At 41.9% G+C, this 25,404-nt stretch carries 17 protein-coding genes; 16 read left to right on the forward strand and 1 reads right to left on the reverse strand.

The window, feature by feature from the left end; genetic code table 11:
• The first annotated feature begins 422 nt into the window (after window positions 1-422).
• A complete protein-coding gene (locus QVP90_RS14905; protein WP_007480472.1) occupies window positions 423-947 on the forward strand; it encodes a UpxY family transcription antiterminator in 525 nt (174 codons plus the stop codon).
• A 7-nt stretch (window positions 948-954) separates the two neighbouring features.
• Entirely contained in the window at window positions 955-1,419 is a 465-nt protein-coding gene (locus tag QVP90_RS14910) for a WbuC family cupin fold metalloprotein (RefSeq protein ID WP_005923493.1), read from the forward strand.
• On the opposite strand, the gene QVP90_RS14915 is transcribed toward QVP90_RS14910, so the two are convergent.
• Complete coding sequence (locus QVP90_RS14915; RefSeq protein WP_025819702.1) at window positions 1,416-2,621, reverse strand: ROK family transcriptional regulator; 1,206 nt, start codon at window positions 2,619-2,621, stop codon at window positions 1,416-1,418. The two genes, QVP90_RS14910 and QVP90_RS14915, sit on opposite strands and share 4 nt — an antisense overlap.
• 251 nt (window positions 2,622-2,872) lie before the next feature.
• Here QVP90_RS14915 and QVP90_RS14920 point away from each other — a divergent pair, with 251 nt between their 5' ends.
• From QVP90_RS14920 to QVP90_RS14985, 14 genes are all read left to right on the forward strand, one after another.
• Complete coding sequence (locus tag QVP90_RS14920) at window positions 2,873-3,790, forward strand: dihydrodipicolinate synthase family protein (protein WP_005923487.1); 918 nt, start codon at window positions 2,873-2,875, stop codon at window positions 3,788-3,790.
• Window positions 3,791-3,802: 12 nt separating this feature from the next.
• Window positions 3,803-4,981, forward strand: coding sequence for an AGE family epimerase/isomerase (locus QVP90_RS14925; RefSeq protein WP_021936860.1), 1,179 nt, complete (start codon window positions 3,803-3,805; stop codon window positions 4,979-4,981).
• Window positions 4,982-5,571: 590 nt separating this feature from the next.
• The gene (locus tag QVP90_RS14930) at window positions 5,572-6,807 is read left to right on the forward strand and encodes an MFS transporter (protein WP_005923478.1); all 1,236 of its coding nucleotides are present in this window, start codon (window positions 5,572-5,574) and stop codon (window positions 6,805-6,807) included.
• Window positions 6,808-6,930: 123 nt separating this feature from the next.
• Complete coding sequence (locus tag QVP90_RS14935) at window positions 6,931-8,565, forward strand: sialidase family protein (RefSeq protein WP_264381089.1); 1,635 nt, start codon at window positions 6,931-6,933, stop codon at window positions 8,563-8,565.
• Entirely contained in the window at window positions 8,562-10,568 is a 2,007-nt protein-coding gene (locus QVP90_RS14940; protein WP_021936862.1) for a family 20 glycosylhydrolase, read from the forward strand. Before QVP90_RS14935 ends, QVP90_RS14940 begins: the two co-directional genes overlap by 4 nt.
• An 89-nt stretch (window positions 10,569-10,657) precedes the next feature.
• The gene (locus QVP90_RS14945; protein ID WP_021936863.1) at window positions 10,658-11,422 is read left to right on the forward strand and encodes a creatininase family protein; all 765 of its coding nucleotides are present in this window, start codon (window positions 10,658-10,660) and stop codon (window positions 11,420-11,422) included.
• Between the two features lie 269 nt (window positions 11,423-11,691).
• Window positions 11,692-12,837, forward strand: a complete 1,146-nt coding sequence (locus tag QVP90_RS14950) for a cyclically-permuted mutarotase family protein (RefSeq protein WP_021936864.1) — start codon at window positions 11,692-11,694, stop codon at window positions 12,835-12,837.
• 17 nt (window positions 12,838-12,854) lie between these two features.
• Window positions 12,855-13,520, forward strand: a complete 666-nt coding sequence (locus tag QVP90_RS14955) for an SGNH/GDSL hydrolase family protein (protein ID WP_264381126.1) — start codon at window positions 12,855-12,857, stop codon at window positions 13,518-13,520.
• The gene (locus tag QVP90_RS14960) at window positions 13,517-15,580 is read left to right on the forward strand and encodes a GDSL-type esterase/lipase family protein (RefSeq protein WP_021936866.1); all 2,064 of its coding nucleotides are present in this window, start codon (window positions 13,517-13,519) and stop codon (window positions 15,578-15,580) included. Before QVP90_RS14955 ends, QVP90_RS14960 begins: the two co-directional genes overlap by 4 nt.
• Window positions 15,581-15,674: 94 nt before the next feature.
• A complete protein-coding gene (locus QVP90_RS14965) occupies window positions 15,675-18,419 on the forward strand; it encodes a SusC/RagA family TonB-linked outer membrane protein (protein WP_021936867.1) in 2,745 nt (914 codons plus the stop codon).
• A 14-nt stretch (window positions 18,420-18,433) separates the two neighbouring features.
• Window positions 18,434-20,068: a RagB/SusD family nutrient uptake outer membrane protein gene (locus QVP90_RS14970; RefSeq protein WP_021936868.1), complete on the forward strand. Its 1,635-nt coding sequence runs from the start codon at window positions 18,434-18,436 to the stop codon at window positions 20,066-20,068.
• 212 nt (window positions 20,069-20,280) lie between these two features.
• Window positions 20,281-21,423, forward strand: a complete 1,143-nt coding sequence (locus QVP90_RS14975; protein ID WP_021936869.1) for a hypothetical protein — start codon at window positions 20,281-20,283, stop codon at window positions 21,421-21,423.
• A 22-nt stretch (window positions 21,424-21,445) separates the two neighbouring features.
• A complete protein-coding gene (locus QVP90_RS14980) occupies window positions 21,446-24,790 on the forward strand; it encodes a yD repeat (Two copies) (RefSeq protein ID WP_021936870.1) in 3,345 nt (1,114 codons plus the stop codon).
• Window positions 24,787-25,404: DUF6443 domain-containing protein (locus QVP90_RS14985; protein WP_288204672.1), on the forward strand; the 618-nt coding region annotated here is incomplete at its 3' end. The genes QVP90_RS14980 and QVP90_RS14985, both read left to right, overlap by 4 nt.

Raw genomic sequence — 25,404 nt, forward strand, 5'->3', positions numbered from 1 at the left:
ATATATTTGATATTTCGAATCTTAATCTTGCTGCATATCCTATAAAAACGGCTTTTGTATGCGAAAGTTACTAAGTTGTCAGGGGACTTATAACTGGCTTTTGATACAAATTCTAAAACTTAGTAATAAAATAAATGTATATTATGAAAATAATATATTACCTTTGTGACCAGTTTATAAAAGACTCAAAAAGATTAATCTGAATATCTTATGCGTAGATTTATTGTTTATGATATATATAGTCAGACAGTTCAGCTATTGCAAATAAGCAAAGTGCGGACTGATGATTGTGTAAGTGACAGTATGATAAATGGTGATACTTTGGAAGCCGGATTTATTAGGTAATATCTTGATTCTTATTTATTTTTGGCGGATATTGGTTGGATAAGATGGATGCTTTTTGTGAAAGACTTATTAAAGGGATGGAAACAACAAACAGGAAAATAGAAGAAAAAACATCTTGTTGGTATGCTGTGTATACAGCAGTAAAGGCTGAGAAGAGTGTAAAAGAACAGCTTGATAAAGCAGGTATTGAGAGCTATTTACCACTTCAGTCTATAGTTCGTTCATGGAATAATCGTAAGAGGAAGGTGATGGTTCCGGTTATTCCGGGATGCGTCTTTGTACGTTTGCCGATGGACGAAGTTACCAGAATTAAAAGTATAAAAGGGATTTCTTTTCTTCTTCGGGAAGAGGGGCGATATGTTTCTATTCCGGAAGATCAGATGGAAACTTTCCGCAGTATGGTAGAAAATACAGATGAACTTGTTGAATTTACAGAAGAATTGGCATCTGGTGTGATGGTTCAAGTTGTTCATGGACAGCTCAAAGGTGTGAAAGGAGAACTGGTCGATTATCAGGGAAAAGACAAACTGATGCTTCGTATTGTAGGGTTAGGTTCCGCTTTGGTTGTAGTTACCGCTGATTCTGTTGAAAAAATGAAATGAGGATTCTATGAAATTAATTACCGATTCTTTACTGAATAATGTATCCGGGCAGGCAAAAGAGAATCCGCGCCTGCGCATGAATTACAATTTTCATGAGTCAATGGATGCACCGATTCATCGTATGCTGAATGCACTTGAGCCGGATACGTATTTGCCGCCCCATCGTCATAAGAACCCGGATAAAGAAGAGATTTATATCGTTCTTCGAGGTAGTTTGCTTGCTATTCTGTTTGATGAAGAAGGTAATGTTACGGATAAAGTGAATTTGAATCCGGATAAGGGCATGTATGGTATAGAAATTCCGCCTTGCATATGGCATTGTATTATAGTGCTTGAGCCCAATACGGTGATATATGAAATAAAGCAGGGGCCTTATGCTCCATTGATCCCTGAAAATCTGGCTCCTTGGGCGCCTGATGTTGCCGATAAGGAGGGAATCAAGGCTTTTATGAAGCGGATGTCCGAGATTTAATCTTCGAACATTCTGCTTCGTGCAAGCATGCAGGCTCCTACAATTCCCGCTTTGTCTTTCAGTTTGGAAGTGAGGATAGCCGAATCTTTGTTTACTAAGTTGAGGGAGTATTTGCGGACGGCTGTTTTTATCGGTTGGGCGATATAGTCTCCTGTAAGCGATAAAGTGCCACCGATAATAACCAATTCCGGATTGAAGAGATTGATAAGCCCGGCAATTTGTTTCCCTAACTTCTGGCCGATTTCTTCCACTATTTCAATACAGAGGACGTCTTCTTTGTTGACGGATGCAATGATTTCGTCAAGAGTGATCGGATCTTCCGATGATATGCGGTTGGATAAGATTGAGTTTTCTCCGTTTTTGATACGTTCCAATAATATTCGGTGCAAGGCCGATCCCGATGCCTCTGTTTCAATGCATCCTTTTTTCCCACAGTGACAGATGATTTCATTTTCATAAGCGCTTACATGGCCGAATTCACCGGAGAAACCTGATTTTCCGGTATATATTTTCCCATCGATGATGATGCCAATGCCCAATCCCCAACTGATATTGACGAATATGATATTTTTTTCTCCTTTTACGCAGCCCTGCATATACTCTCCGTAGGTCATGGCGCGGGTGTCATTGTCTATGGTTACTTTGTAGCCCAGTTTTTCTGTTAGTACATCTGCCAACGGGCGTTCTTCGAAATTGAATTGACTGAAACTATATCCGGATTCCGGATTGACCCGACCGGATACGTTCATATTGATATTTAATATTTTCTCTTTGTCGATACTAAGTGTTTTTATGAAACTCGATATGAGTTTGCATAATTCATTTAATCCTTCTTTTGAATTTTCAAAAGTGTAGGGGATATTCATTTTGAGCTCCATCATATCTCCTTTAAAGTTGATAAGTCCGATATTGATGGCGAATTTTTTAATATCCACTCCGATAAAATACCCGGATTCCGGATTAAGTCCGTATAAGTTTGGATGGCGCCCGCCGCTTGTCTCCAGTTTGCCGTAATCATTGATATACCCGTCTTCACACATTTCATCAATAAACTTGGTTACGGTGGGTACGCTCAAGTCCATTTCTTTTGAAAGGTCGGTGATCGTTGAGCTTCCATTATATATATAATGCGTAATGATTCTCTTCTTTACGAGAGCATTTTTGGAACCTATTTCTATTTCTTTGAGCAAATTATGTTTCATGTATGCCATATTAGTGGTTTATGATGAACAAATATACGGGTTATTTGAATATTTTGCTCTGTTTTTCCTTTTTAATTTATTAATATTCTTTGTTTATAGTCCAATAATGGATTATATAATAAATCATTTTTGTTTATTTGCGAGTTGATAATAAGAAATTTTAAAAATAATCTTGTTGTTAATTAAGAAATATCTATATTTGTGGCATGAATGTTTAAATCACATGTTTGATAGAATAAAACTGTATACTTATGGAAAAGATTATCGGGTTGATAAATGCCCCTTTCACTCCTTTTTATGAAAATGGTGAGGTGAATTACGAACCGATTGCTGCCTATGCGGCGATGTTGGCAAAAAATGGTTTGAAAGGTGTCTTTATTAACGGTTCATCGGGTGAAGGCTATATGCTCACCGAAGAAGAGCGCATGAAGTTGGCGGAACGCTGGATCGAAGTATCTCCGGAAAATTTTAAAGTAATTGTTCATGTGGGTAGCACTTGCGTGAAGTCGAGTCGTCGCTTGGCAGAGCATGCACAAAAGATCGGAGCGTGGGGTATTGGTGCGATGGCTCCTCCTTTCCCTAAAGTAGGCCGTGTAGAAGAACTGGTGAAATACTGTGAAGAGATTGCTTGCGGTGCTCCCGAGCTTCCTTTCTATTTTTATCATATTCCTGCTTTTAACGGAGCATTTCTGTCTATGGTAGCTTTTCTTGAAGCGGTAGACGGACGTATTCCTAATTTTGCAGGCATCAAATACACCTATGAGAGTTTGTATGAGTACAATCAATGCCGCCTTTATAAGGATGGAAAGTTTGATATGTTGCATGGGCAGGATGAGACTATTCTTCCATGTTTGGCAATGGGAGGCGCTCAGGGAGGAATAGGTGGTACCACTAACTACAACGGTTGTAATCTGGTAGGTATTATCGATGCCTGGAATGCCGGTGATTTGGAGAAAGCGCGTCAACTTCAGAATTTCTCTCAGGAAGTGATCAATGTGATCTGTCATTATAGAGGTAATATTGTAGGCGGTAAACGCATTATGAAACTGATCGGTTTGGATTTGGGTAAGAATCGTACACCTTTCCAGAATATGACCGACGAGGAAGAGGCTCGTATGAAAGCAGAATTGGAAGCTATTCACTTTTTTGATCGTTGTAATAAGTTTTAATCCGTTTATGTTATGAATGTAACCGAATATCTACAAAAATGGTCAGTCTCTTACCGGGATGACATGTTGGGAAATATAATGCCTTTTTGGTTGAAGCATGGGTTGGATCTTCGGAACGGCGGTGTTTATACCTGCTTGGATCGTGACGGTTCTTTGATAGATACTACCAAATCAGTTTGGTTTCAAGGGCGTTTTGCGTTCACATGTAGTTATGCTTATAATCATATTGAACAGAATCCGGAGTGGCTGGCTGCTGCAAAAAGTACGATTGACTTTATAGAACAGCACTGTTTTGATTCTGATGGGCGTATGTTTTTTGAAGTTACCGCATCGGGAGAGCCCTTGCGCAAACGTCGTTATGTCTTTTCTGAAACTTTTGCAGCTATCGCTATGGCAGAATATGCTATCGCTTCGGGTGAAAGGGAATATGCGGGAAAGGCTTTGAAGCTGTTTAAAGATATACAGCGTTTTCTCAATACTCCCGGTATATTGGAACCTAAATATTGGAATACGGTGCAGTCGAAAGGCCATTCCATCGTTATGATTCTCATCAATACAGCTTCACGTATTCGTGCTGCCATCGCCGATCCGGCGCTCGATAAGCAAATCGATGATTCGATTGCATTGTTACAGAAAGATTTTATGCATCCGGAATTCAATGCGTTATTGGAGACGGTTGGTTCCAACGGGGAATTCATCGATACGATTAATGGACGTATTATCAATCCGGGGCATTGTATTGAAACTTCTTGGTTTATTCTTGAAGAGGCTAAATATCGTAATTGGGATAAACAACTGACCGATATGGCGCTTACTATCCTCGACTGGTCGTGGGAGTGGGGATGGGATAAAGAATATGGTGGTATTATAAACTTCCGCGACTGTCGTAACCTGCCCCCACAGGATTATGCACATGACATGAAATTCTGGTGGCCACAGACCGAAGCTATCATTGCTTCTCTGTATGCTTACCAGGCTACGAAAGATGAAAAGTATCTTGCTATGCACCGGCAGGTCAGTGATTGGACATATGCCCATTTCCCTGATCATGAATTTGGAGAGTGGTACGGATACCTTCATCGCGATGGAACAGTCTCACAACCGGCAAAAGGTAATATCTTTAAAGGACCTTTCCACATCCCTCGGATGATGACAAAGGGGTATGAGCTTTGCCGGGAATTATTACCTTAAGAATATATAGTTTGAATAATTTGTGACAGTGGTTGAGAAGCGATTAAGTAGTAAGTAGTCAAGTAGTTAAGTAGTCAAGTAGTTAAGTAGTCAAGTAGAAATGACTTGTCTGATGTGTTTTCTTTAACTACTTTCTACCTCATCATTCAACTACTTACTACTTGACTACTTAACTACTCAACTACTTAATAGCTCATGAATTATTCAGAATAGAGAGAGTACGGCTTGCTATAGGGGTTATAGCGTATCCTGATAGCATCCGTTTTAACATTGTTAATTAGAAATTTAAGGCCCTGAATTCTCCATTATAAGAGTATATATTTTTGATATTTAAAAGTATATACTTATATGTGGTTAAAGTATATACTTAATGTGCCGTTTAGTATATACTTTTGTAAATAGTAAGAATATTCCACGGAAGCTGTTGTTTTTCAGTTGATTATTTTTTATGAAGATGAAAACGACAGGAATATTTATTTTCTTATCATTGATAATCGGAGAGAATATACTTGTTTTTATAGCAAGTAAATTATAACGAGCAAAAAAGCAGGAGGGCATACGCTATTATAATTGAAAACGAACAGGAAATCATGAAAAACTCAAAAATTTATCCTTGGATTGTAGTAGCTCTTCTTTGGGGAGTAGCATTACTCAATTATATGGATCGTCAGATGCTTTCGACTATGAAAGATGCTATGCAATTGGATATTGCAGAATTACAGTCAGCTACTAATTTTGGCCGTTTGATGGCTGTCTTTCTTTGGATATATGGATTTATGAGCCCTGTTGCCGGTATGATTGCTGACAGATTAAACCGGAAATGGCTGATTGTAGGAAGTCTTTTTGTTTGGTCTGCCGTTACTTTTGGTATGGGATATGCCGAAACGTTCACTCAAGTATATTGGTTACGCGCTTTGATGGGAGTGAGTGAAGCGCTTTATATTCCGGCCGGACTTTCTTTGATTGCAGATTGGCATCAGGATAAGTCGCGTTCGCTGGCAGTGGGAATTCATATGACCGGACTTTACACAGGTCAGGCTATTGGCGGATTTGGAGCTACCGTAGCAGCCGCTTATTCCTGGCATACGGCTTTTCACTGGTTTGGGATCATCGGTATTGTCTATGCTTTTATATTAGTTGTCTTTTTGCGCGAAAATAAGGAGCATATGGAGATAGAGCGTTTGCGTCGGGAGGAACCGAAGCAGAAGTCATCTGTTTTTAAAGGTTTGTCTTTGTTATTCAGTAATGTTGCATTCTGGGTGATATTATTTTATTTTGCCGCTCCCAGCCTTCCGGGATGGGCCACGAAAAACTGGTTGCCGACCCTGTTTGCCGAGAATCTGAATATCCCGATGTCGGAAGCAGGTCCGATGTCAACTATTACTATTGCTGTTTCTTCTTTTATCGGAGTGCTTCTCGGTGGAATCCTTTCGGACAGATGGGTATTAAAGAATATTCGTGGCAGGGTTTATACAGGAGCCATCGGCTTAGGGCTTACTATCCCGGCATTGATGCTATTAGGGTTTGGACACAATACGGTAGGTATTGTGGGAGCCGGATTATTGTTTGGCATCGGTTTTGGAATCTTTGATGCGAATAATATGCCTATTCTTTGCCAGTTCGTATCGGCTAAATATCGTGCAACTGCTTATGGTATCATGAATATGACAGGGGTGTTTGCCGGGGCTGCCGTTACCAGTTTATTAGGGCGATGGACCGACGGTGGCGAATTAGGATTGGGTTTTGCCTGGCTGAGTGTAGTTGTTTTAATAGCATTGGCATTGCAACTCTATTTCCTGCGCCCTAAAACGGATAATATGCAGTGATGTGGATGATTTCTCCGGATTTCAATACCGGTATGGTTGGAAATAAAAAAGTGTGTAAACCGATATAAAATGAAAAATAGTATCTTTGTCCTCAATAACGTAAATATAATTTTAGTCAATACCATGAAAAAAACTCTGTTTTTACTTCCTTTCTTTTGTTTGTTATGTGCAGTGTCTACACTTTGTGCGGCCGATACCCTTTTTATCAAAGAAACACGTATTCCTATTTTGATAGAAAGGCAAGATAATGTTTTGTTTTATTTGCGTCTGGACGTAAAGGATAGTAAGGTGCTGGACAAGGTTGTGTTGAAATTTGATGAAGAAACCGCGCTTTCGGATATTCAATCTGTGAAGCTTTATTACGGAGGTACGGAAGCTTTACAGGATGCAGGTAAAAAGCGTTTTGCTCCCGTTGAATATATATCCAGCCATGCTCCGGGAAAAACATTGGCTGCCAATCCTTTTTATTCGATAAAAAAAGCCGAAGTGAATAATCCTAAAAATGAGATTGTACTGAAAGGTGAACAAAAACTGTTTCCGGGTATCAATTATTTCTGGATCAGTTTGCAAATGAAACCCGGAACTTCGCTTACTGCCAAAGTGAAGGCAAAGATAGCTTCGGCAACTTTAGATGGTAAAAATGCGCTCTTAAATCTGGTTTCTCCTGAAAATATAGAGCATTATATGGGTGTAGGAGTGCGCCATGCCGGAGATGATCATTCGGCTGCATTTCGTATTCCGGGATTGGTAACGACTAATAAAGGCACTTTATTGGGAGTATATGACGTGCGTTATAATAGCAGCGTCGATTTACAAGAGCATGTGGATGTGGGGTTGAGCCGTAGTACGGATGGCGGAAAGACATGGGAAAAGATGCGTTTGCCATTGGCGTTTGGCGAACACGGAGGATTGCCGGCCGCACAAAATGGGGTAGGAGATCCTTCTATTCTGGTAGATACGCAAACAAATACTATCTGGATCGTTGCTGCATGGACGCATGGAATGGGAAATCAACGTGCGTGGTGGAGTTCGCATCCGGGAATGGATATGAATCATACGGCACAATTGGTCATGACGAAGAGTACGGATGACGGAAAAACATGGTCGGCTCCGATCAATATTACAGAACAGGTGAAAGACCCTTCCTGGTACTTCTTATTGCAAGGGCCGGGGCGTGGGATTACGATGAGTGATGGTACGCTGGTTTTTCCTATTCAGTTTATCGACGCCGCCCGTATACCCAATGCCGGAATTATGTATAGCAAAGACCGTGGGGAGACATGGAAAATTCATAATTATGCCCGTATAAACACTACAGAGGCACAAGTGGCGGAGGTAGAACCCGGCGTACTGATGTTGAATATGCGTGATAACCGGGGAGGGAGCCGTGCGGTGGCTATTACAAAGGATTTAGGGAAAACATGGACAGAGCATGTCTCTTCGCGAAGTGCTTTGCGTGAACCGGTTTGCATGGCAAGTCTGATAAAGATAGATGCGAAAGAGAATGTACTGGGAAAAGACATTTTGTTGTTTTCCAACCCCAATACGATAAAGGGACGGAATCATATTACCATCAAGGCCAGTCTCGACGGTGGAGTGACCTGGCTGCCCGAACATCAGTTGCTGATAGATGAAGCCGAGGGATGGGGATACTCCTGCCTTACTTTGATTGATAAGGAAACGATTGGTATTCTGTATGAAAGTAGCGTAGCGCATATGACTTTTCAGCGAATAAAAATAGAAGACATAATCAAATGAAAAATAGAACCTGTTGTGCCATCTGTTTCCTATTGCTGTGCACATTTGCTACGGTTCGGGCAGGTAATATCCATTTTTTGCCCGAACCGCAACAGGTAAAGCTGACGAATGAAAAATTCAGTATAAAGAGAGTAAGGTTATCCGGTGATATTCTCATTCCTCAATTGGGACTGCTGGTGTCGGAATTAGGAGGCATGATAGATGGCAAATCCTCTTCCGTAATTGAGATCCATTTAGTAGAAAAACTGGATGGAATAGCTTTGAATGAGAACGAGGCATATCGTTTGGTTGTGAGGAAGAATAAAATATCTATCGAAGCAACTACGGAACAGGGAGCATACTGGGGGTTACAGACTTTAAGACAGCTACATTGTAAAGGAACGGCTCTCATTCATGGAGGGGAGATTGTAGATTGGCCGGCTTTTCGCGTTCGTGGCTTCATGCAGGATGTAGGCAGGGGATATATTTCCGTAGAGGAATTGAAACGGGAAATAGATATTCTTTCCCGGTATAAAATCAATGTATTTCATTGGCATCTGACGGAGAACCAGGCATGGCGTCTTGAAAGCAAAATCTTTCCGGTATTGAATGATAGTTGCAATATGACCCGTATGCCCGGCAAGTTTTATACACTGGAAGAAGTCAGGGATCTGGTGGAGTTTTGTAAACAAAGGCAGGTGATGCTTATTCCGGAGATTGATATGCCGGGGCATAGTGCGGCCTTTGTGCGGGCTTTCAGACACGATATGCAGAGTGAAGCCGGTATGAAAATCCTGAAATTATTGGTGGATGAAATTTGTGAGACATTCGATGTGCCGTATTTGCACATCGGGACGGATGAGGTGGCATTTACCAATCCGCAGTTTGTGCCGGAAATGGTGGCCTATGTCCGTGCTAAAGGGAAAAAGGCGATTTCCTGGAATCCGGGCTGGCATTATAAGCTGGGGGAGATAGATATGACCCATTTATGGAGTTATAGAGGGAAGGCGCAGGAGGGTATTCCGGCCATCGATTCAAGATTCCATTATCTCAATCATTTTGATGTGTTTGCCGATATCATTGCTTTGTACAATAGCCGCATCTATAACCAGCCCTATGGCAGTGATGATATTGCCGGAAGTATTCTGTCTGTGTGGCAGGACAGGTGGGTCGTACCGGAAGTGAATGTTATCAGAGAAAATTCCTTTTATCCCAATATGCTGGCTTTTGCCGAACGGTCTTGGAAAGGAGGCGGTTTTGAGTATTTCGATAAAAACGGGGCGATTCTTCCGGGAGAGGATTCAGACGAATTCCGGAGTTTTGCCGATTTCGAGAGAAGAATGTTGTGGCACAAAGAGCATTGTTTTAAGGGGTATCCTTTTGCCTATGTGAAACAAACCAATGTGAAATGGAACATTACGGATGCATTTCCCAATGAAGGTGATTTGGAACGTACGTTTCCTCCCGAATCCGAGTTGAAAGAATCATATGTATACGAAGGACAGGAGTACAATGTGCGACAAGCCATTGGTGCCGGTATCTATCTGCGTCATGTGTGGGGAACTCTGATTCCTGCTTTCTATAAAGAACCTGAAGAAAATCATACGGCGTATGCATATACTTGGGTTTATTCTCCCAAAAGCCAGGAGGTTGGTTTGTGGGCAGAGTTTCAGAACTATGGACGTTCCGAGAAAGATCTGCCTCCTCCTGCCGGTAAGTGGGATTATAAAGGAAGTCGTATCTGGTTGAATGACACCGAGATACTTCCTCCTGTGTGGACAGCCAACCATACTGTGTTGGATAATGAGATACCCTTGGGGAATGAGAACTTCACGGCTCGTCCTCCCTTGAAGGTGCATTTGAATAAAGGATGGAACAAGGTATTGCTGAAACTTCCCGTAGGAGAATTTAAAACTCATCAGGTACGTCTGGTGAAATGGATGTTTACTACTGTTTTTGTCACGCTTGATGGTGAACGTGCTGTCGACGGGTTGGTTTATTCTCCTGAGAAGAAACTGAAATAAGAACGATTCCGGAAATTTCATAAGAAAAAGAGGATTATCTCCTCATTCAGGATTCGGTAGAAGAGATTTATCTGATAATAACGATAGTGATGAATAAAGAAATTGATTTATCCGTATCATGCTACGGAAAGACGAAAGATTTGGATTACGATTTAGTAATTCTTCCTTGGGGAGCTACTGAGCCCCATAATTTGCATTTACCTTATTTGACGGATTGCATATTATCTCATTCGGTTGCAGTCGATGCGGCAGAACGGGCTAAAAAAGAATATGGTGTACGTTGTATGGTGATGCCTCCTGTGACGATGGGATCACAAAACCCCGGACAGCGCGAACTGCCGTTTTGTATACATGCCCGGTATGAAACACAGAAAGCAATCCTTACGGACATTGTAGCTTCGCTTCATACGCAAGGTATCCGTAAAATGGTTATTGTAAACGGACATGGAGGAAACAATTTTAAGAATATGATCCGTGACCTGTCAATGGATTATCCCGATTTTCTGATTGCTTGCAGTGAGTGGTTTACAGTGCTTCCTGCAAAAGATTATTTTGATCAGCCGGGAGATCATGCCGATGAGTTGGAGACTTCCGTAATGATGCATTATCATCCTGAATTGGTAAATCTGGAGGAAGCCGGTGAGGGCCGGTACAAGCCGTTTGCTATAAAGTCTTTACAAGAAAAGGTTGCGTGGATCCCACGTGACTGGCAGAAAGTGTCTGATGATACGGGGATCGGAAACCCTAAACTGGCTACGGCAGAAAAAGGAAAAAGATATGCAGAAGCCGTTGCGGAAAAATATGCAAAGTTGTTTTCCGAACTTGTCCGGGAAGCGGTATATTGCCCGGAATGATTTATATGCAATAATACAGTAGTTAAGTAGTCAAGTAGTTAAGTAGCAAGTAGTAGATAGTCAAGTAGCAAGTGGTAGATAGTCAAATAGTAGGTAGTCAAGTGGTAAGTAGTTAAGTAGAAATAGTTTGTTTGATGTGTTTCCATTAACTATCTACTACTTACTACTTAACTACTTGACTACTTAACTACTGTATTAATTCGGTTTTTCATATCTGCTCTTTATAAATGTTTGAACAGGGTTACTTCAAAAATAAAAAGGATGAAACGATGATAAAGGTAAGACAGGTTTTGTTATGCAGTGCTGTGCCATTTTTCTTTCTGGCAGCTTCGTGTGTTCGGGAAAACTCGTCTCGGAAGCAGGATATCCATGTACAGCAGATGTCCGGCTTTCCGAATCAGGAATTCGGTTATGAGTTGGGAGTGTCTGCTTGTTACGCCGGTATTATCGGTAACAAATTGGTTATGGCCGGAGGTTGTAATTTTGCAGGGAAATCTGCGGCAGAAGGTGGGTCGAAATATTTTTATAAAGGCATATATACGGCTGAAATAACGGAAGACTCCGTGCTCGTGTGGAAACAAGTTGGAGAATTGCCGTCACCGGTAGCCTATGGAGTTTCTATCTCACGGTCCGGTGAGATGATTCTTATCGGAGGGAATAATGCAGACGGAGGGCTTACCTCCGTATTCCGTCTGAAACTGGCAGAGGATGGCGGGGCTATTTTGGATACATTGCCATCGTTGCCTTTTGCACTGGACAATATGTCCGGTGCTGCATCCGGCAATACGATTTATGTGGCGGGGGGAAACCGGAATGGATCTCCTTCTACTTCGGTGTTGTCTTTAAATCTCAATGAACCGGAGCTCGGTTGGAAAGAAGAAGTTCCATTTCCGGGTGCTGCACGTGTACAGCCAGTTTGTGCCGTACAAGATGGTATGTTGTATCTGTGGGGAGGCTTTTGTCCTTCACAGAATGGGGGCGAAGCCAGTGTAGCTACTGATGGTTACCGGTATCTGCCTTTACAAGAACAATGGGAACCGGTACCGGCGCCTGCCGTTGCAGAAACAGGAGAGCCGCTTACTTTGACCGGAGGGACTTCCTGCGTTTGGTCGGATAGTATTATTCTATGTACAGGTGGAGTGGATAAAGATATTTTTCTGGATGCTATCAGTGGTGATTATAAGCGAATTGCAAAAGAAGATTATTTGTTGCAACCCGTTGCCTGGTATCGGTTTAATGGCCGGTTGATGGCATACAATACCCGCCGGAACCATTGGGAGGAATGGGAGGAATCTGCTTGCCTGGCACGGGCCGGTGCTGCTTTATTAGGGAAAGGACAGCAATTATTTATTGTAGGAGGCGAACTGAAACCGGGTATTCGTACCGCAGAAATCAGCAGAATTACAATCAAGTAAAATGATTAAAGCATATGATGACGCACAAATGGATTTTTATTTTATTGTTGCTTGTATCGATGGCAGGCAATGCTCAGGAGCGGAAATATTCAACGTTCTATTATCAACGGGCAACTTTATTTGAAGAACTTCCGGTCACTTCGAAAGACATTATCTTTTTAGGAAACAGCATTACGAATGGAGCGGAATGGTCGGAACTGTTCAGTAATAAGCATGTCAAGAACAGGGGGATCAGCGGGGATATCTGTATGGGGGTATATGATCGTCTGGATGCCGTTTTAAAAGGAAAGCCGGCAAAGATCTTTTTGTTGATCGGTATCAATGATGTGAGCCGGGGGACTTCGGCGGATACCATTGTCGGATATATCGGGATGATTGCTGCTAAAATAAAAAAAGATTCCCCTAAAACAAGGTTATATTTACAAAGTGTGCTTCCGGTAAGCGATCATTATAATATGTTCAAAGGGCATACGGCACATTGGGAAGAAGTGGCGAAGATAAATGGAGGATTAATCCGGCTGGCGGAGAAGGAAAAACTGACATATATCGATCTTTATTCCCACTTTGTAGACTCAAAGACGGGTAAGATGAATATTGAATATACCAATGACGGTCTCCATCTTTTGGGGAAAGGTTATTTGAAATGGGTAGAGATTGTGAAACCTTATATTTCGAAGAAATGAAAAAGATATTCTTAGGAGCCTTATGTCTCTTGCTGTGTTTGGGGGTATCGGCCAAAGCACCTGTAAAGATTGCCTGTGTAGGAAATAGCATTACGTATGGCTATACGATTGAAAACAGGGAAAGAGATTCGTATCCTGCCCAGTTACAACGTATGCTGGGTGAGGGGTATACCGTTGGAAATTTTGGAAAATCCGGAGCGACTTTGCTGAATAAAGGTCACCGTCCTTATATGAAGCAGGAAGAGTTTCAAAAGGCGCTGGCTTTTGCCGGAGACATCGTTGTCATTCATTTGGGCATTAATGATACGGATCCGAGAAACTGGCCCGACTATCGGGATTTTTTTGTCAGGGATTATCTGGCACTGATCGACTCTTTTCGTGTAGTAAACCCTGATGTACGGATTTTGGTGGCACGGATGACTCCTATTGCCGATCGTCATCCGCGTTTTGAGTCCGGTACGCGTGACTGGCATGGAGAGATACAACAAGCCATTGAGACCGTTGCAAGATACGCCGATGTACAGTTGATTGATTTTCATGAACCGCTTTATCGTTATCCTTTCATGTTACCGGATGCAGTACATCCTACGGTAGAGGGAGCGGGTATTTTAGCGGGAGTTGTGTATTCTGCCATTACCGGAGATTACGGCGGTCTGCGTTTGTCCGAAATATACAGTGATAACATGGTGTTACAATGTGGATGTCCGTTGGATATTCATGGTGTGGCCGATGCCGGTGAAAAAGTCACCGTCAGTATCGCCGGACAGACAGAAAGTACGAAAGCAGGTGCAAACGGTAAATGGGCTATATGCTTGAAACCGCTACAACCGGGAGGCCCTCATGCTCTGACCGTCTCTACCGGAAAGCGCCGGTTGCATTTTGAGAATGTGCTGGTAGGAGAAGTCTGGCTTTGTTCCGGACAGTCCAATATGGAATTCATGATGAAGGAGGGGGTGGATGGCAAGGTCGATATTCCGCAGAGTGGGAATGCGGGCATTCGTTTGTTCGATATGAAAGCCCGTTGGCGTACGAATGCAGTAAAATGGGATGCTTCCGTGCTGGATTCACTGAATCATTTGCAATATTATGCAAATACCGAATGGGTGGAATGTTCCCCGAAGACGGTGGCGGATTTTTCAGCCGTTGCCTATTATTTTGGGAAGATGCTGCAAGACAGCTTACAGGTTCCTGTAGGGTTGATTTGCAATGCTATCGGTGGTTCGCCTACGGAAGCTTGGGTAGGTCGTAAAGCTTTGGAATATGAATTTCCGGCTATTATGCGCGATTGGCTGAAGAATGATTTTGTTCAGAAGTGGGTACACGGGCGTGCGGCTTTGAATATTAAGCTGACAACTGATAAATTACAGCGCCATCCCTATGAACCTTGCTATTTGTTTGAGTCGGGAATAGTGCCGTTGGATAGGTATCCCATAAAAGGGGTTATCTGGTATCAGGGAGAATCGAATGCCCATAATTATGAGGCACATGAGAAACTGTTCCGTTTGTTGGTCGGTAGCTGGCGTGAGAACTGGAATGATCCGGATTTGCCTTTTTACTATGTACAGTTGTCTTCTATCGACAGGCCGTCATGGCCTTGGTTTCGCAATAGCCAACGAAGGCTGATGGATGCGATTCCTCATACGGGAATGGCGGTTTCGAGCGATTATGGCGATTCACTGGATGTACATCCAAAGAATAAACGTCCCATAGGCGAACGGTTGGCACATTGGGCATTAAACCGTACTTATGATAAGAAACAGGTTGTTCCGTCGGGACCTTTGTTTCGTAGTGTGGATTTCCGGGAGGATGCGGCTTATGTGAGTTTTGATTATGCTGACGGATTGCATACGGCTGACGGGAGGCCAATCAGGGAATTTGAAATAGCCGAGACGGAAGGGGTATATTATCCGGCTAAAGCCGAAGTTGTGGGAAACCAGGTGAAGGTATACAGTGACCGGGTGAAACATCCATGCCATGTCCGTTATGCCTGGCGGCCGTTTACCCGGGCAAATCTGGTAAACTCTCAGAGCTTGCCGGCTTCTACTTTCCGTTCCCGCTAAAAAAAGCTGTTCTCCGGATAAAAAAGACCGTATCCGGAGAACAGCTTTTAGTCTTTTTTTGTTTTATCTTTATATTCCTTAATATAAAGATAACATGAAACAACACCGACTCATCTTTCTTCAGACTGTCTCATTCTGTTTTTCTCTGTTGGCAATGTCATTGGATGGCTTTTCTCAGAAGCCGTCGGCCGTTCCTCTCGACTCTTTGATTACTGTAGGATATGCCACCGGCAACATTAAGAACCTTTCCGGTTCTGTGGAAAAAATCACCGAGTTACAGATGAACCGCGATCAGATACTGAATCCTCTCGATGCTATTCGCGGACGTGTTCCCGGACTTACCATACAAAAAGGAACAAACGGTACGGCCACTTTGGATGCCGTCCGCCTGCGCGGAACGACCTCGCTTACCAGTGGCAACGATCCTTTGATTATTGTAGACGGCGTGTTCGGTGATCTGAATATGCTTTCGTCTATCTATCCCACTGATATTGAAAGTTTCACCATTTTGAAGGATGCTTCCGAAACTGCCCAGTATGGATCTCGCGGAGCTTCCGGAGTGATTGAAGTCACCACTAAAAAGGGCGTTAGCGGCAAAAATCGAATCAGCTATAACGGTAGTTTTGGTATAGCCACTGTCTATAAGAATCTTAAAATGCTTCCGGCAGGTGCTTTCCGTCAAGTAGCAGCTGAGCAGGGCATTTCCATTCTCGATTTGGGAAATAATACGGACTTTCAAAAGGAGATTGAACAGACCGGCTTCCAGCAAAATCATCATATTGCCTTTTATGGTGGTTCCGATGCTTCCAATTATCGTGTCTCTTTAGGGTATGTTGACCGGCAAGGAGTGATCTTGAATGAGGATATGAAGAATTTCACGTCCAATATGAATATGACACAGAAAATCTTCGGTGATTTTATCCGTTGCGAGTTGGGTATGTTCGGTTCGGTACAGAAAAATCACAATCTTTTCGATTATCAGAAGACTTTTTATTCGGCAGCTACCTTTAATCCTACTTTTCCGAATCATAAGAATATGGAGACGGGTTCCTGGGATCAAATCACCAATGCCAGCCAGATAACCAATCCTCTGGCATGGATGGAAGTGAAGGACCATGATGCAACGTCTCACATCAGCACCCATGCGAAACTGACATTCAACCTGCTTGATGAACTGAAACTCGTCATGTTCGGGTCTTATACTTATAATATAGTAGAGAACTCCCAGTATCTTCCTACTTCGGTATGGGCACATGGACAAGCCTATAAAGGAACCAAAAAGATGGAGTCGCTTTTGGGTAATCTGATGCTGACCTACAAGAAGAATTGGCGGAAACATTACTTTGATGCGTTGGCGTTGGCAGAGCTTCAAAAGGAGACGTATACCGGATATTACACCACAGTCACTAATTTCAGTACCGATCTTTTCGGCTATGATAATCTTCAGGCAGGAGCTGTCCGGCTTTGGGAGGGGACGAATTCTTATTATGAAGAGCCACACTTGGCTTCTTTTATGGGGCGTTTCAACTATACTTATGCCGACCGTTATATTCTTACGGTCAATGCCCGTACGGATGCCTCTTCCAAGTTTGGTAATAATCATAAATGGGGCTTTTTCCCATCTGTCTCGGCGGCATGGGCGGTGAGTGAGGAGAAGTTTATGAAACGCATTCCTTTGGTGGATAATCTGAAACTTCGCGTGGGTTACGGATTGGCCGGCAATCAGAATGGAATAGATTCTTACACCACTTTGAGATTGGTTCGCCCCAACGGAGTAGTACCTGTGGGAAATTCTGCCGTAGTCACATTGGGCGAGATGCAGAATATAAATCCTGATTTGAAATGGGAAGTGAAGCACACTTTTAATGCCGGAGCAGACTTGGGGATGTTTGGGAACCGCCTGTTGTTCTCTATCAACTACTACAATTCTAAAACGACCGACATGCTTTATCTGTACAATGTCAGCGTCCCGCCATTTGCCTACAATACATTGCTGGCCAATATCGGCTCCATGCGCAATAGCGGTACTGAAATAGCCATCGGCATCACTCCGCTTAAAACCCGGGATATGGAACTGAACATCAATGCCAATATTACTTTCCAAAGAAACAAATTGCTATCCTTGAGCGGCGATTACAATGGAGAGAATATTTCGGCGCCGGAGTATAAGAGTCTGGCGAGTCTTGACGGAGCCGGCTTTCACGGCGGATACAATCATATTGTTTATCAGATAGTAGGCCAGCCTTTGGGTGTCTTTTATCTTCCTCATTCCAGTGGACTCGTTTCCGACGGCAACGGTGGATATACCTATGGTATTGCTGATCTGAATGGTGGCGGAGTCAGTCTTGAAGATGGCGAAGACCGCTATGTGGCCGGGCAGGCGGTGCCTAAAACGTTGTTGGGCTCCAATATTAGCTTTCGCTATAAACGGTTTGACGTTTCGTTGCAGGTCAATGGCGCTTTCGGGCATAAAATCTACAACGGCACCTCGCTTACTTACATGAATATGAATATTTTTCCCGATTATAACGTTATGGAAGAGGCTCCCCGACGGAACATCAAGGACCAGACTGCTACCGATTATTGGTTGGAAAAGGGAGATTATATCAATTTTGATTATCTGACTATCGGCTGGGATGTGCCATTGGGTAAGAGCCGGAAGTATATCCAGTCGCTTCGCCTGGCACTGACGGTGAACAATCTGGCTACCATCACCGGGTATTCCGGACTGTCGCCCATGATCAACAGTTCCACTGTAAATTCCACATTAGGAGTAGATGATAAACGGGGGTATCCGTTGGCACGTACGTATACATTAGGATTGAGTATTAACTTTTAAAGAAAGGTTGCACTATGAAACGTTCATTTATTTATGCACTATATTTTTTGTTGTTGTCATTGTCACAAATATCCTGTGATGACTTTCTCCGGGAAAATCCCCGGGATAGAATAGGTGAGGAAGAAGCCTATCGGAACCTTTCGGAGCTCTATCTGAACGCGGTAGCCTCTCTATATAACCATATAGGCGGTTATAGCGACAGTCAAGGGCTGCAGGGAACCGGCCGTGGTATTTACGATCTGAACACTTTCACTACCGATGAGGCCATTATGCCGACTCGGGGAGGCGACTGGTATGACGGTGGTTTCTGGCAAGGACTTTATTTGCACGATTGGGGTGTCAATAATGATGCCATACAGGCAACTTGGGAGTATCTGTATAAGGTAGTAGTACTCAGCAATAAGTCTTTGGAGCGAATTGATCTTTACGCTGAGACCCACACTGATAAGGAGTTGGCGGCTTATCGGGCTGAGGTGCGTGCATTACGGGCACTGTATTATTATCATCTGATAGATCTGTTTGGAAATGTCCCTTTGGTTCTTTCTTCTTCCACGTCGATGAAAGAGGTGACGCAGAAGAGCCGCAGGGAAGTGTATGATTTCGTGGTACAGGAATTACAAGAGTCAGCTCCGGAGTTGAGTACGGCTCATAGCAATTTACCCGGCACTTATTATGGACGTATTACCCGTCCGGTTGTCTATTTCCTTTTAGCAAAATTGGCTTTGAATGCAGAGGTATATGCTGATAATGACTGGACGGACGGAGTACGTCCGGATGGACGGGAACTTTATTTTACTGTTGACGGAAAGCGTTTGAATGCCTGGCAGACAGTGGAAGCCTACTGTGATTCTATTACGAAATTCGGATATCGTCTTGAAGAAGACTATAAGACGAACTTCGCAGTCTTCAATGAGTCGTCGGCCGAGAATATATTTATTATTCCAATGAATAAAAACCTGTATACTAACCAAATGCAATATCTTTTCCGTTCCCGCCATTACAATCATGCCAAAGCCTACAGACTGAGCGGCGAGAATGGCTCCAGTGCAACCATCGAGGTGTTGCGCACTTTTGGGTATGGCACTGCGGAGGTCGATCCCCGTTTTGATATTTGTTATTTTGCCGGTATTGTATACGATTTGAAAGGGAATGTAGTCCGATTGGACGATGGCACGGTACTTGAGTATCTGCCTTGGGAAGCTGCTTTAGATATATCCGACACCCCATATGAAAAAACGGCAGGAGCCCGTATGAAGAAATATGAAGTGGATGAAACGGCCACGAAAGACGGTAAACTGATGGAAAATGATATCGTACTTTATCGCTATGCCGATGTGCTCCTGATGAAGAGTGAAGCAAAAATCCGCAACGGCGGAGCGGGCGATGAAGAATTGAACCGGGTTCGTTCCCGAGTGGGCGCTTCGTATCGTGAAGCTACTTTGGAAAATTTGCTTGCCGAAAGACAATTAGAATTTGCCTGGGAGGGTTGGAGACGGCAAGATCTTATCAGATTCGACTTGTTTACCCGTGCATATAGCAGCCGGCCACAACTGCCGGATGAGGGAAATGGGTATACTACCGTATTTCCGATTCCCGATAAGGTAAGACGTATGAATCCGAATCTGATTCAGAATCCGGGGTATAAATGATGAATGAGAGGGGTATGCAACTTTCCTTTAGTTTCTACTTATAATTAATATATAAAATGCTTTGTTGGCTGATAAATGCTAACAAACATACTAATCACCTGTAAAATAAATAAATATTTATTTGTTTTACAGGTTTTCTTGTTGTATTTTTACGATAATTAAAAAAAAACTATTAAAAGTTATCTGAAATATGTTAACCTATAAATGATGATATGAAAAATTACATTTTACTGTTTTTGCTGTCTTTTGTGTTTATACGGGTATCTGCGCAGGAGTTATCTCAAGAGATATCTCTTCCTCGTGCGGGAGATATACTTGATAAGACACAGTTAGATTACACGACTTCTGGTGCGAGTGGGGGAGAGGTGATATGGGATTTTCGTAAACAGACAGTACGTGATGATAATTACAAAGTAAGTTATTCTGGTAAGATTGATTCAATATTGTGTCTTTCGGAATCAAGGACACAGTATAAATATAGGTTTTCAGGAGATTCGTTACTTTTTGTCGGTTATGAAAATGCCAATATCCGTATCGAAAATAAGCTTCCGGCAGTTACTTTATGTTACCCTTTTGTTTATGGTGATTCTATCGGGTCTTACTTTTATGGCGAGGGTAGTTACAGCCATTCTTTAGGAATTTCTTCTTATGGATTTACTTCTACCGTAGCAGATGGCTTAGGTTCTCTTTTGCTCCCTGGTGTAGATACTTTACGACAGGTTCTCCGTATTCGTCACAATCAATATATAGGGCAAGTTTATCATGCTGACAGTAAGTTTATGAACGATAGTATTTCTTGTTTGCCGGATAGTGTACGACAATGGCTGAAACATGATCCGGCCAGGTGGCATGTTGTTCATTGCCAGTGGTATGTTCCCGGTTATCGCTATCCGGTATTCGAAACGTTTGAGAACTCTATTTATAAATTCGGTTCTTTGTACAAGCATTTTAATACAGCTTTTTATTATCCTCTTACGGAACAGTGCTATCTTGCAGATGACCCGGAAAATCGTATTATTCGCGACCGGTTAGCTATGCTTGATGAAAGAGCTTTCAAACAAGAATCGAACGATTTTTCATTCACCTCCGGCGGACAATATGGCAATGTTTTATTAAACTATATGCTGACTTCCGAAAAACAACTGACATTACATTATCAGGTTGATGAACCGGTACAATTGGAAGTGATTATTACGACGATTTCGGGTATTGTGCTTTATCATCAACCAGTTCATACCGTTTCTAATGGAATTTATACCGAACAGGTGAATCTTGCCGGACAAGGAGAAAATGAATTTGTTCTTTGTACTATTGTTAATGGGCAACAGGAATCTCAAAAAATTATCTGTTACTAACTTCGTATAAATTATTGTTATTATGAAGACACGATACGCGTTATTTTGTTGCTTGTTATTGGGTTGTGCTATTTTGAAAGCGCAAAGTCAAGGCCTGACACCGTTCAGAGATATTATTCCTTCTCCTAATTCATGCGCGTTGGCTCAGTATGCGGACTTTCCAGTATCTCTATATACTGGAACTCCTGCTATTGACATACCTATTTATACGATTGATTTGGGAGACTATAAGTTTCCTATAAATTTGAGTTATCACGCTTCTGGTATTCGAGTGGCTCAGGAAGCATCTTGGGTAGGATTGGGATGGGTTTTGAATGCCGGTGGAGCTATTATGCGGACAATTAGGGGGCATGATGATTTTGAGGGTTATTATTATAATGAAGAAGAGATTCCTGAAAAAACTTCGGATATCGAAAAAAGTGGTTATACAGGTCTTACGAAGGATCCGGTGAGTAAATTGGATTATTGCCGATTACTTTTCGGATGTGATGTAGAACCAGATATTTTTTATTATAATTTTGCAGATTATTCTGGACATTTTTATTGCAAACGCGGAGGTGATAAACTACAAGCGATAAATCCCGGGAGTGGCTTTATTTGTGCTGAGCCGGAAAATAACCTTAAAATAGAGGAAATACATTTGGGCAGTGAAACAGCTATTGCTGGTCTTAAAATAACAACGCCAGATGGAACGGCTTATGGTTTTGTACAACCTGAAATGAAGTACTCGCAAGTAATAAAGGACGAGAGAGCCAGTATGCATAGTTACGAAGGCCCATTTGCGCAAAATGATATTTTCGTAAACAATAATGCTTATACGACAGCTTGGTATCTGAAAGATATTTACTACCCCAATGGTAATCGTATAACATTTGATTATGAAGAAGAACGTAATGCTTATCTATCTCCGGTCAGCGTCTCTCAATACTTGTATAATATATTAGCAGAAGAAGGCGAAAAGCATCCAGCTTATTTATTGGATTCGAAAGGAATATATTCCGCAGATTTGACTGTTGAATATCCTCGTTTAAAGCGTATCACATGGGAGAATGGGTATATTGAATTTGTTGCATCTGAAGCTAAAAGAAAGGATATACGTTCTTTGGATGATTATAAACATTCTTGGGGGACAACCCAAAATGATTATGCCCGTTCATTGCAAGAAATTCGAATTTACAGTTCGGGGAAAAATAATCGGCTTTTAAAAACATATAAATTCCATACTTCTTATTTTAGTTCAGATAAATTTTGTGAACCTTATTTGAGATTTCGTTTGAGGTTAGACTCTATAACTTTAAAGGGGGCATCCGAATGTTGTCAAATGTATAAAATGGAGTATGATACATTACATGCTTTACCTGCTAAATACAGTTTTTCATGTGATTACTGGGGGTATTATAACGGAAAAGCGAATACATGCCTTTATCCATCGGTTGTAACAGATCGTGATTACTTGGGATTACAAGGTGAGATAGCCATGCATAAAGGAACTTCTTTATCCGGTGCTGACCGTACAGCTAATCCAGCACTTGTTACTTCGTCCATGTTGACGGCTTTTGAAACTCCGGAAGGGGGACGTACCGAGTTTACATATGAGCCAAACAAAATAGCTGGAGAAACGGTACGTATTCCTCTATCATCAGATGGAGTATATAGAGGTTCAGTACATTTTGTAAAACCTGCTAAAGAACACCTTTGTACATTTGTTTTTAATATGCCGTGTGATGGTTATATCGATTTTGAGTATCGGTATCATGGTAATGAATTTCATGCCGCAGAAGAAAAAGGGACGGCTATGGTTGCTTTTGGTAAATATTACTTTACTATTCAGGATATTGACGACAGGGAAAATTTTATAATGAATAAACATAAACTTCATTTATTTAAGGGGATAAGTACGATTGACCTTCAATCCAACACGACAGTGGTTGAATCGGAGATAACCATAAAATTCTATGAAATCCCTTATTACACGGGCCTTCCGCCTTCTTGTGGTGTTCGTATTGCGAAAGTGAAATCTCCTTTATCAACCAAAAGGTTTCAATATGTTGATAGTAACAACCAAAGTACCGGCATTTTACTTCGTGATTTGTTACATACGGTTCGCGAAACTTATTCCTTTTATAACAAAGAAGTATCTGCTGGTGGTAATTTGTTTGTAAAAGGAGGGGCTGTAGCCGTATTAAAACAAAGTTCAATGCCGGTTAATCCGGTAGAGAGTCAAACAGCGGGAGTATTATTCGGATATAGCAAAGTACGAGTATTGACTGATATGAAAGACGGTGATTTGATAGAAGATTTTTATTATTATAATCGAAAAGAAAAAGAACCGGTAATTCCGGGATATCCGGGAGAATTTGTGTTTACTAACGGAAAACTAAAACGACATTGTATTTATCGGGATGGACAATTGGTAAAATCTTCCGGATTTGTTTATCAGGAAACTCCGTTATATGAATTGAAAGCTCTTCGGGAGGATGAAGGAAATTTCTTTCTAATTTCTCCTTATAAGATACCTGTGAAGTTCTGTGGGCTTTTTCAGCGTCGTGATTCTGTTATTGATAATTCTGCCGAGCTTCCAGTAGTTCATACAAATTTAATTAGTTATCAATATAATCCGGATAATTTTCAACCTCGGCAAATTACTAAAGTGGTAACAGACCGTAACCGTAGTGAAACACAAGAATTGTTTTATGCTACTGATTTTAAGGATCGTTCTCCTTATAGAGAAATGTGCAGCAAGGCCAATATGGTTTGTACTCCGATAGAAGAGAATTTTTATAAGGGAGCACAAAACAGGCTCATAAAGAAAACTTTGCATGCGTACAAAGAAAATAAGCAAAATATACATGGAGGGCATTTTGTTCCGGATGCTGAGTATACTTATTATCAGCCGGAAAGTTTGGCAGAGCCTACTGTGCGGTACGGTGACTTTAGTTTGTATAAGAAACCGGATATCCGCTATGTTGGTTATGATTCTTTGAGTAACCATACTTCTATTGAAAGTCGTATGGGGCAAAGTGCTGTCTATGTTTGGGGATACCACAGGCGTTATGTGATAGCTCAGATATTTAATGCGACATTGGAAGAAGTCAAAGCACAAGGAGTTGACATTGAAAAAATAGGTGGTACTGCCGAGCCCACTGCAACACAGTGGCAGGCTTTACATGCTTTGCGAAGTAAACTCCCGAAAGCGGATGTGAGCGTGATGACCTATGAACCGGAAGTTGGTATTACTTCAAAAACGGATGGACGTGGAATGACGACCTATTATGAATATGATGATATGGGGCGGTTGAGTTGTGTACGTGATAATGATTATAATATTATTCAAACAAACCATCTTAAATTAGCAACCGAGAAATGAAACGTTTTAGTAGATTATACATTATAGGATTCCTTTGGACTTCACTGTCTCTCAGTGCACAGGAGAATATTCTGACTTCTCGCGTTTTGCGTGAACCGGTACAAAAGGTGTCAGAAGTAAATGATGCTAACTCGGTCACTACTATTGAGTATTATGATACAGCAGGCCGCTTGATACAAACGATACGGAAAGGGTTTGGACCGAATGGTGAAGATTTGGCGGATTATATTCAATTTGATGAAGCAGGCCGGATAGCGAAAGAGTATCTCTCTACTCCTTTTACCGGAAATAATGGAGTCTTTGTACCTGTCTCTGAATTTGAACAGAGCACCCAGACATGGTCTCGTACGCATCTGTATGAAGCTTCTACGGAAGGTCGGATAGTAGAAACTTCCGGGATGCATGTCGGAGGAAAAAGTATAAAATATAATTATCGGTTAAGTAATTCTTCAGAACCGGAGTTATCGGCTTTAGAATTCAGGATGCAGAACAATACTACAATAAATAAACGTATGGCTGCGAGAGGGGCTTATCAGGTGGCGGAAGAAATAGATGAGGATGGACATCGTATTCTTTTGTTTACTGATAGCGATGGGCATACGGTGCTAAAGCGT

Origin of the sequence: Bacteroides sp. CAG:189, from assembly GCF_000432295.1 — a bacterium.
Classification (GTDB): Bacteria; Bacteroidota; Bacteroidia; order Bacteroidales; family Bacteroidaceae; genus Bacteroides; species Bacteroides salyersiae.

Bases quoted from the DNA above. Each gene is read 5' to 3' on its own strand.
- QVP90_RS14905 (WP_007480472.1), top strand. From the start codon at position 423: ATGGAAACAACAAACAGGAAAATAGAAGAAAAAACATCTTGTTGGTAT.
- QVP90_RS14910 (WP_005923493.1), top strand. From the start codon at position 955: ATGAAATTAATTACCGATTCTTTACTGAATAATGTATCCGGGCAGGCA.
- QVP90_RS14915 (WP_025819702.1), bottom strand. From the start codon at position 2,621: ATGAAACATAATTTGCTCAAAGAAATAGAAATAGGTTCCAAAAATGCT.
- QVP90_RS14920 (WP_005923487.1), top strand. From the start codon at position 2,873: ATGGAAAAGATTATCGGGTTGATAAATGCCCCTTTCACTCCTTTTTAT.
- QVP90_RS14925 (WP_021936860.1), top strand. From the start codon at position 3,803: ATGAATGTAACCGAATATCTACAAAAATGGTCAGTCTCTTACCGGGAT.
- QVP90_RS14930 (WP_005923478.1), top strand. From the start codon at position 5,572: ATGAAAAACTCAAAAATTTATCCTTGGATTGTAGTAGCTCTTCTTTGG.
- QVP90_RS14935 (WP_264381089.1), top strand. From the start codon at position 6,931: ATGAAAAAAACTCTGTTTTTACTTCCTTTCTTTTGTTTGTTATGTGCA.
- QVP90_RS14940 (WP_021936862.1), top strand. From the start codon at position 8,562: ATGAAAAATAGAACCTGTTGTGCCATCTGTTTCCTATTGCTGTGCACA.
- QVP90_RS14945 (WP_021936863.1), top strand. From the start codon at position 10,658: ATGAATAAAGAAATTGATTTATCCGTATCATGCTACGGAAAGACGAAA.
- QVP90_RS14950 (WP_021936864.1), top strand. From the start codon at position 11,692: ATGATAAAGGTAAGACAGGTTTTGTTATGCAGTGCTGTGCCATTTTTC.
- QVP90_RS14955 (WP_264381126.1), top strand. From the start codon at position 12,855: ATGACGCACAAATGGATTTTTATTTTATTGTTGCTTGTATCGATGGCA.
- QVP90_RS14960 (WP_021936866.1), top strand. From the start codon at position 13,517: ATGAAAAAGATATTCTTAGGAGCCTTATGTCTCTTGCTGTGTTTGGGG.
- QVP90_RS14965 (WP_021936867.1), top strand. From the start codon at position 15,675: ATGAAACAACACCGACTCATCTTTCTTCAGACTGTCTCATTCTGTTTT.
- QVP90_RS14970 (WP_021936868.1), top strand. From the start codon at position 18,434: ATGAAACGTTCATTTATTTATGCACTATATTTTTTGTTGTTGTCATTG.
- QVP90_RS14975 (WP_021936869.1), top strand. From the start codon at position 20,281: ATGAAAAATTACATTTTACTGTTTTTGCTGTCTTTTGTGTTTATACGG.
- QVP90_RS14980 (WP_021936870.1), top strand. From the start codon at position 21,446: ATGAAGACACGATACGCGTTATTTTGTTGCTTGTTATTGGGTTGTGCT.